Genomic DNA, 7,881 nt, shown 5'->3' on the forward strand with positions numbered 1-7,881 from the left:
CGTGAGGTTCTTCGTCGCCCAGATGTTCCGCTTCGCGTGGGCCGAGGCGAAGTCGTGCGCGTTCGCGGTCGCCCTGTTCGCGGGGCTGGCCGCTTCGTCTGTCCTGCCGCTGCCGATCCCGCGCTATGACGCGCTGCTGGTCTATGCCGTGGCAGTGGCGGTGATCTTCCGTGCGCTGCGGTGGGAGAGCAGTCAGGAGACGGCCGTCGTCGCCGCGTTCCATGTGGTCGGGCTGGCCTTTGAGATGATCAAGGTACGGCTCGGCTCGTGGAGCTATCCCGAGGATGCCTATACCAAGGTGGGCGGGGTGCCGCTGTACAGCGGGTTCCTCTACGCCGCCGTGGGCAGCTACGTCTGCTCGGCCTGGCGGATCTTCTCGTTGCGCCTGGTGGCCTACCGAACGGTGCCGGTGGCCCTGATGGCGCTGGCGATCTACGTCAACTTCGTCAGCCAGCACTGGTGGATCGACCTGCGGATCCCGCTGGCCGTCGTGCTCGTTCTGGTCACGTGGGGGACGGTGGTGCACTTCACCGTGGGCGAGCACCGATACCAGATGCCGCTGGCGCTGTCGTTCACGCTCATCGGGTTCTTCTTGTGGGTGGCCGAGAACATCGCGACCTACCTCGGCGCCTGGCAGTACCCGTACCAGCGGGAGACCTGGCAGCTGGTCCACCCCGCCAAGTTCGGGGCCTGGGCGCTGCTGGTCAGCGTCACGTTCGTGATGGTTGCTTCCTGGCAGGCGAGCCAGGGACGGCTGCACCAGCCGACCTCTACTCCAGGGGAAGCAGGCCGCGTTGGAAGGCGACAGCGACGGCGGCCGCGCGGTCGTTGACGCCGAGCTTGGCGTAAATGTGCAGCACGTGCGTCTTGACCGTGGCCTCGCTGATGAACAGGCGGGCGGCCGCCTCCCGGTTGGTGGTGCCCTGGGCGATCAGCTTCAGGATCTCCAGCTCCCGCGTGCTCAGCGGGTCGACCGGAGTGCGTACCTGGCCGAGCAGGCGGGTGGCGACTGATGGGGCGAGTGCGGCCTCGCCGCGCGCCGCCGCGGCCACGGCCCGCACGAGCTCGTCGCGAAGGGCGTCCTTGAGGAGGTAGCCCGTGGCGCCGGCCTCGATCGCGGGCAGCACGTCGCTGTCGGTGTCGTACGTGGTCAGGACGAGCACGCGGGCCTTGAGGCCCAGCCTGGCCAGCTCCCTGATGGCCGTCACCCCGTCCATCCTGGGCATGCGCAGGTCCATGAGGATGACATCGGGGTCCAGTGCCCGGGCGAGCTCGACTGCTTGGGCGCCGTCGCCGGCCTCGGCCAGCACCTCGAAGCCGGGATCGCCGGTGAACATGCCGCGCAGGCCGTCACGGACGATGGGATGATCGTCGGCGATCAGCAGCCGGATGGGGGCCTCAGACACTCCGGGTCTCCTCGAACGTCTCCTTGAAGGGCTCCTTGAGTATGGCCGGGACCGCGGCGGAGATCGCGGTGCCCGCGCCCGGCTCGGACTCCACCTCGAAGCGGCCGGCCAGGCGGGTGACCCGGTTACGCATCGACGCCAGGCCGAAGCCGCCCCCGTCCACGGCGCGGGCCGGGTCGAAGCCGGCGCCGTCGTCGCGTACGTCCAGGGTGATCACGTCCTCCATGTACGACAGGGTGACCCCGACCCGGGACGCCCGGCATGCTTGGCGATGTTGGCGAGGGCCTCCTGTGCGATGCGGAGCAGGGTGGCCTCCACCTCCGGATGCAGCGCGCGGACCGTGCCGATCGTGGTCGCTTCCGCACGGACACCGTTCAACTCCGACCACCCGGCGGTGATCTCCGCGAGGGCGTCGGGCAGCGGCGTCGTCTCCAGCGGCCCGGGCCCTACGGCGTGCACGGATCTGCGGGCCTCGGCGAGGCTCTCGCGGGCCAGCCGGGTCGCGTTGTCGAGGTGCCGCCGCCATGCGGAGGGATCGGCCTCGGCGCGCACGGCAGCCTGGAGCTGGGTGATGATGCCGGTCAGGCCCTGGGCGAGGGCGTCGTGGATCTCCCCCGCCATGCGCTGGCGCTCGTCCAGCACGCCGGCCTCGCGGGCTTGGACGAGGAGCTGAGCGTGCAGGCCGGCGTTCACCCGCCGACGTCCGCACCGCCGCCATCACGCGCGGAATGCGGTCGTTGTGCGTGGCCAGCCCCGCGAAGCGGGCCGCCTTATCCCACTGGCGGATGACACGCGCCCGCCACAGCAGATCCCGCAGCCAGCCGCGCACCCCCGGCACGCCGCCGACCAGCGAGGCCAGGCACACCGCCACGCCCAGCGCCACCGGCCAGTCACCCAGCCGCCAGGCCCCGCCGACCAACGCCACCACGGCCAGGCTCAAGCCCAGTTCGCGACGGCGCAGCCACACCGGCCGCAGCACGTACGTGGTCAGCCGCGAACCGGGGGTGGACTGCGCCCGGATCGGCACGGCGGGCATCTCCACCATCGGCGGCAGCCCGGACGGACGGCCCGGAACCTGCGGACCCATCAGCCCCGTCATGACGGCCCCTCCAGTTCCCGGTAGGGCGGACGGTGCGTCAGCGCGGGCACCACGGCGACCCCGGGCGGATCGCTCAGCGGCACCGCCGCCAGCCCGGACAGGTCCGGCTCACCCGAGCGATGCAGCCAGCCGGGCTCACCTTCGGAGAAGCAGGTTTCCACCTCCGCCGCGTAGGCGTCGGCCGCCTGCGCCAGGGTGGCGGCGAACCAGCGCGCCACGGCCGGAGACAGGTGATCCACCCGCAGCACCACAAGTTGCCCGCTGAAGCTCGTGAAGCTCAGCAGCGGCCAGCCGTTCGGTACCCGCCAGGTCTGCACCCGCGTGCCCGCAGGCGCGATCACCAGGTCCATCAGGACTCGCCCCCGCCCTCACCCGCCGGGGCACCGTGCCGCGCCGAGGTGGCCGAGGCGTGCGGGTTACGCCCCCGCGTGGCCGCCGCGCCCTCGCCATTGGGCGCGGGTACCGACGCGGACACGGCCGGAGCCGAGACGTGCTGCGCTGTCACCGGACCCGCGTTCAGCGGGATCACGGCATCGGCGCTCCACCAGCGCACCTCACCGTCCCGAGCCATGCCGTAGCACAGCCCTTCCACCCGTACCGGCAGGCCCGGCGTCAGGTGGAGCTGCTCACCCGGCAGGTTGAACTTGATCTTGGTGGAGTCGGTGCCGTCCATGGCCAGCAGGTTCACCACCATGACCGGCCGACCGTCGTCGGTGACGCGAACCTTCTTGGTCGTGAAGTCCTTCGCCGCAGTCGGCGGCGAGGTGACCGTGAACCCGAGTTGGCTCGTGTCGATCGGAAAGCGCATCGCTTACCTCCCATCTGCGGGTGTCCCCGTGACACCCACGATGGCAGGCTGTATCGAACACGCGTTCGAATAGTTCAAAGCCATGCCGCTACGGCATACCGGCACACGCTCATCCCGCGCCCGTGCTACACGCGCCCGCGCGAGCGCCGCGCCGTGCACGTGAGCCAGTGCCATGGTGCCGCCCGCACTGGTGACGGGTGTGGGCGAGAGCGACCGAGACGCGCCGAGATGACTACATACAGTTAGAGCATGATCACTTAATGTATAAGAGTGGGTGTGCCGCCCAAGTCTAGAGAGGCGGCCTCGGCAAGGGAGATCACCTTGAAGAAACCCACAAGAGCGCTCGTCGCTAGCCTGTGCACCCTGGCGGTCAGCGGGGCGATGCTGGCCACCGGCTCCGCCGCGCTGGCGGCGGACGCCCCGTTGTTCAGGGCGAAGCTGATGGCCAATCACAGCGGCAAGTGCCTGGACGTCGCGGTGGCGAGCCAGCTTGACGCGGCGTTCGTCCAGCAGTGGCAGTGCTACGACGCCCCCGACAACCAGACCTGGAACTTCGTCGCTGTTGGCGACAGCAACCTCGCCGACGGCTTCCTCGCCGACGGCTACTACACCGTCAGCGCCGACCACAGCGGCAAGTGCTTGGAAGTCGCGGGCGGGAGCACCGCCGACAACGCGACGGTGCACCAGATGACGTGCGACTCCCGCAACACCAGCCAGCAATGGCGGCTCGTCCAGCGGCCCAATGGCTACTTCGGTCTGGTCGCCCGCCACAGCGGCAAGTGCCTCGAGGTCCCGAACGGGAACCTCAACAACGGGATCGGCGTGGTTCAGCAGGGGTGCGCCGCCGACCGGCCCTACCAGGAATGGAAGCTTCTCTGAGCCGCCGGTCATGACCGGACGCTGCGTGGGAGCAGCCACACCGGGCGCGCAACCGAGCCCCGGGGTATCCATGCTTCCCGTAGCCATCGGTTGATACGGCCGAACACAAGGGGTCCCGGCGCCTGCGTACGCCGCACCAGCGGACGCAACGACCAGGACCCCAGCTGACCGCCACTCGCCGGGGCCTCGGTGCTCGGCCCGAGGCATCGCCATAGCCGGGGACGGACCTGCGCGCCGTCCCTGGCACCCCCGTGTGTGATGAGTTTCCCTACTAGATCAAGCCCGCCCGGCCCCGCCGGGCGGGACACATCCACAGAGATGATCTTGGGGGATGGGCGTCTGGAGCAGGCAAGGCAGGCGCGCCACATTTCTATCAGCACTTGAACAATTACTATCGGTGATCTACTGTGTTCGAGAGCCAAGAGATCTCGATGGCCGCACCCTCCGAGCCACTTTGCAGCTCCCCCTGTAATCACCCGGACACAAGGGGAGCGGGCTGCGCCCCTCCCCTGACCCCTCCCATGGGGAGGGGCGTGTGTCGTCTTCCCCTTCCACCACCGCTCGCGCGTTGCTTCGCTCGCGCGGGGGCCGCATTGCTTCGCTCGCGGCCAAACCCCACGGCCCCGCCCGCGCCGTGCCGGGCACGCCGCCGACACCCCGGGCAACCGCCCAGGCGGCCCCGGCCACGGGACGCGCCGGCCGGATCGCCATCGGGACTGCGCGCGGCGCTAGCGCGCCGTGCCCGCCCTCGCCGCCCGGACGGCACGCCCTCGCCGAGACCGCCGAACCGGCCCGCACCCGCCGACGCCCCGACCCGCCCGAGCAGCCGCCGCTTTGCCCGCCGCGAGCCATGCCAGACCCGCGCCCGCGAACGATGGCGGCGCGGTGTGCCCCAGCGTTGGCGCTTACCCCTTCCCCCGGGGGGTCGGTGCCCGGAACGGAGACGTCCTCCGATCAGCCGTGACCAGCGCAAACCAATGACCGCCCTCGGAAGGTGGGCGGGGTTCGCTCGCTGCGGCACCCACGTGCACCAGGGACCTTGCACGTGGCGGCGCGGAGTCCTTCCGAGGGCGGCCGACTGCACCCCCGCCCGGACCGTCCCTCCGATGGAATCCCCGGGCAGAGGTGGCATGACGGGGTCCCGGCCGTCTGTGTCACCCAACGGACGTGACGACCAGGACCCCACTCCCCGGCTGACTGCCACAGGCGGCAGCGAGTCAGCATCAGCCAGGGTCATCCCCGGAAGCATCGCCCAGGGTCGCCTCACCCTGGACAGCGGCTATCCGTGCTTCCGGAGGCTCTGTCACCGGAACCCCCGTCCAGAACCGGCGTAGGCTCGCGAAACGACCTTGACCGACCCCATCGACGAACCGATCCCACACCGTCGCAGGCACTTCGAGCACCTTCGGCCGCCAGGCCACCGGCCTTTCATGCTCGGCCAAAGCCTCGTCGATCTCGAAACGCACCCATCCCCGTCTGCCCTCCACCTTTTCCGCCGCATAAAGGCCGCGCTTGATCTGATCCAAGAAATCGAACCAGGCGTACTCTCGCACGGCCATCCGCATTTGCCCCCAGCGGATGTGGATGAACGGACCGACATCGTCCCGACGCGCTTCCAAATAACCAGGGTCACTGTCGTCGATCATGGCTTACTCCGTGGAATACGCCAGAATGGCCCACACAACCCGACGACACGCTTCCGTGGTGTAGCTACCCCAGTCCTTCGAGTACGCCTCTACGAGGCTCAGGCCACGACCGGACTCCCTCATGAGATCCGGTGCCTCTTGGTGGAGTTGCCTTAGAGGGCCGAGCATGCCGGGGTCGGTCACCTCTAGCAGAATGAAGCCGTCACCGCTACTGACGCTCAGCACCAGCCACTCCCGACCCAGCCCCTTGGACGGGTGGAGCACGCCATTCGTAACTAGCTCGCTCACGACCTGAAGTGCGTCAGGCAGGAGTTCATCCCGCTTACCCAGCCATCCGGTAACGAGCTGTCGCGCCCGCTGCGCAGTCCTCGGACCTCGATAGAGACGAGCAGCCGAGATCGGCGTTACGCCCTCGGGCGGTTTTGTCGCCTTATGTACGTCCGTATACGCTGCCTGCATAGGGGCCACCTCGGAGGTTCGGGCGTACAACTCCCGCTCGTGCGTGTACGCGCACGGCTAGGGCCTACACCCTTCGGACATTTGGTAAGCCCTCATAGCATGGCCTCTCTTCCGCTGGTGCGCCCCATCGATTAGGCGTACCGTTCCGTACAGCTTGTAAGCCAACGCGATAGGTGACGACGCGAACGAATCCCCCAGAACCGGTGTGATATGGCGCAAGACGGGCAGGATCCAAGCAGGAAGGCGTGGGCCGAGTACGCTAGACGCCTACGGCAGTTTCGGATGGACCAAGGGTTGAGCCAAGAGCGCCTCGCAGACCGGCTGCCCTACAGTGAGAGCGCAGTGGGGCACGTCGAGCGACTCATGCGCAAGCCGTCCGAGGAACTCACGCGCGAGCTCGAAAAGGCGTTAGGTCTACAAGGCCAGCTCCTAGAACTGCTGCCTGAGATCCATAACTCAATGGGTCCCAAGTGGTTTCAGGAGTGGCCCCGAGTCGAGACGTTGGCTCACACAATCAGGACATGGGAACCCTTGCTGATCCCCGGCCTGCTCCAAACCGAGAGCTACGCCCGACAGGTGTTCCTCGGGGAGCCGGGGGCCACGACGGACGAGGCAGAGAAGGCGGTACGGTTCCGCATTCGCAGGCAAGCCGTCTTCAGCCGGTCTCAGCCTCCCATGTACTCAACCCTGATCGACGAGAGTGTCCTTCATCGCCCTGTCGGTGGGCGGGAGGTGATGCGGGAGCAGTTGACCAAGATCCTCCAAACCCTCAACCCTCCGTATGTCACCGTGAGGATCCTCCCTCTCTCCGCAGGGCTCACAACGGGCTGCCTCGGAGCGTTTGAAGTGGCCACTCTCCTGGACGGAGGCCCCGATCATGCCTACTTGGAGAGTGTCGAGGAGGGGCGAGTAACCAATCGCGCGAAGACTGTGCAAGCACTTATTGTGCGGTGGGAAGCCCTATCTAGCATGGCGTATCCCGTGGACAGGAGTCGGGACACCATTCGTGAGGTGATGGAAAGCTATGAGTAACCCAGGCGGTCTGCCCGTAGGCGTGTGGACCAAGGCCAAGGCATCTGGCGGGAACGGTGGTAGCTGTGTCGAGGTGATGCGGCGGCCAGACGATCACGTGCTCATCAGGGACACCAAGGATGATGGGAAGGGGCCGGTCCTGGCCTTCACGCCAGATGAGTGGCATGCCTTCCTCGATGGAGCCTCCAAGGGGGAGTTCAACATCTCCTAAGTGGCCCAGCAAAAGGGGGTTCGGCCTGGTCGGCTGAGCCCCCTTCCCTATGTCCCAGCCCCGTACAACTGAGGAGGGGAGGCTTCCGTACAGCGCTGTAGGGTGTCCGTCCGCTGCGCAAGGGGGGATAACGCTCAACGGGGGGTGACCCGGAGGAGCGAAGTCATGGCCAAGAAGAACGACGAAGAACCCCCGCCGATCTGCGATACCTGCCTAGCCCTTCAGTCGTAGATCGCTGACTTTGTGGCAGTTTGCTGGGATGCCGCGGGTGGCGGGCGTGCGACAGCGCGGGCGTGGTTGCGCTGCCGGTGATGGTGTCGGGCCACGGCTTGATGCCTGCG

Annotated in this window: 11 protein-coding genes; 4 read left to right on the forward strand and 7 right to left on the reverse strand. The window is 67.9% G+C overall.

The window, feature by feature from the left end:
- The first annotated feature begins 1 nt into the window (after window position 1).
- Window positions 2-832, forward strand: a complete 831-nt coding sequence (locus tag ACTWQA_RS53450; RefSeq protein WP_443166507.1) for a DUF817 domain-containing protein — start codon at window positions 2-4, stop codon at window positions 830-832.
- Here ACTWQA_RS53450 and ACTWQA_RS53455 read toward each other — a convergent pair.
- The 5 genes from ACTWQA_RS53455 to ACTWQA_RS53475 form a co-directional block, all read right to left on the reverse strand.
- Window positions 771-1,406 carry a response regulator gene (locus ACTWQA_RS53455; protein ID WP_305914247.1) on the reverse strand — a complete coding sequence of 212 codons (636 nt, stop codon included), beginning with the start codon at window positions 1,404-1,406 and terminating at the stop codon, window positions 771-773. The two genes, ACTWQA_RS53450 and ACTWQA_RS53455, sit on opposite strands and share 62 nt — an antisense overlap.
- Window positions 1,399-1,632 carry an ATP-binding protein gene (locus ACTWQA_RS53460; RefSeq protein ID WP_443166508.1) on the reverse strand — a complete coding sequence of 78 codons (234 nt, stop codon included), beginning with the start codon at window positions 1,630-1,632 and terminating at the stop codon, window positions 1,399-1,401. The genes ACTWQA_RS53455 and ACTWQA_RS53460 overlap by 8 nt, the downstream gene beginning before the upstream one ends.
- A complete protein-coding gene (locus ACTWQA_RS53465) occupies window positions 1,620-2,099 on the reverse strand; it encodes a sensor histidine kinase (RefSeq protein WP_443166509.1) in 480 nt (159 codons plus the stop codon). Before ACTWQA_RS53465 ends, ACTWQA_RS53460 begins: the two co-directional genes overlap by 13 nt.
- A gap of 402 nt (window positions 2,100-2,501) precedes the next feature.
- Window positions 2,502-2,855 carry a hypothetical protein gene (locus tag ACTWQA_RS53470; protein ID WP_443166510.1) on the reverse strand — a complete coding sequence of 118 codons (354 nt, stop codon included), beginning with the start codon at window positions 2,853-2,855 and terminating at the stop codon, window positions 2,502-2,504.
- Window positions 2,855-3,313 (reverse strand): hypothetical protein, encoded by a 459-nt coding sequence (locus ACTWQA_RS53475; protein ID WP_443166511.1) that lies wholly within the window; start codon window positions 3,311-3,313, stop codon window positions 2,855-2,857. The genes ACTWQA_RS53470 and ACTWQA_RS53475 overlap by 1 nt, the downstream gene beginning before the upstream one ends.
- Before the next feature lie 321 nt (window positions 3,314-3,634).
- Here ACTWQA_RS53475 and ACTWQA_RS53480 point away from each other — a divergent pair, with 321 nt between their 5' ends.
- Window positions 3,635-4,192: an RICIN domain-containing protein gene (locus ACTWQA_RS53480; protein ID WP_443166512.1), complete on the forward strand. Its 558-nt coding sequence runs from the start codon at window positions 3,635-3,637 to the stop codon at window positions 4,190-4,192.
- Between the two features lie 1,223 nt (window positions 4,193-5,415).
- Here ACTWQA_RS53480 and ACTWQA_RS53485 read toward each other — a convergent pair.
- Both ACTWQA_RS53485 and ACTWQA_RS53490 read right to left on the reverse strand, forming a co-directional pair.
- Window positions 5,416-5,838 carry a hypothetical protein gene (locus ACTWQA_RS53485; protein WP_443166513.1) on the reverse strand — a complete coding sequence of 141 codons (423 nt, stop codon included), beginning with the start codon at window positions 5,836-5,838 and terminating at the stop codon, window positions 5,416-5,418.
- Window positions 5,839-5,841: 3 nt separating this feature from the next.
- Entirely contained in the window at window positions 5,842-6,297 is a 456-nt protein-coding gene (locus ACTWQA_RS53490; RefSeq protein ID WP_443166514.1) for an ATP-binding protein, read from the reverse strand.
- Window positions 6,298-6,507: 210 nt separating this feature from the next.
- Here ACTWQA_RS53490 and ACTWQA_RS53495 point away from each other — a divergent pair, with 210 nt between their 5' ends.
- Together ACTWQA_RS53495 and ACTWQA_RS53500 are read left to right on the forward strand one after the other, a co-directional pair.
- Window positions 6,508-7,329, forward strand: a complete 822-nt coding sequence (locus tag ACTWQA_RS53495; RefSeq protein WP_443166515.1) for a helix-turn-helix domain-containing protein — start codon at window positions 6,508-6,510, stop codon at window positions 7,327-7,329.
- Window positions 7,322-7,540 carry a DUF397 domain-containing protein gene (locus ACTWQA_RS53500; RefSeq protein WP_443166516.1) on the forward strand — a complete coding sequence of 73 codons (219 nt, stop codon included), beginning with the start codon at window positions 7,322-7,324 and terminating at the stop codon, window positions 7,538-7,540. The genes ACTWQA_RS53495 and ACTWQA_RS53500 overlap by 8 nt, the downstream gene beginning before the upstream one ends.
- Window positions 7,541-7,881 lie beyond the last annotated feature (341 nt).

It is taken from the genome of Nonomuraea sp. 10N515B (assembly GCF_052245915.1).
Taxonomy (GTDB): domain Bacteria; phylum Actinomycetota; class Actinomycetes; order Streptosporangiales; family Streptosporangiaceae; genus Nonomuraea.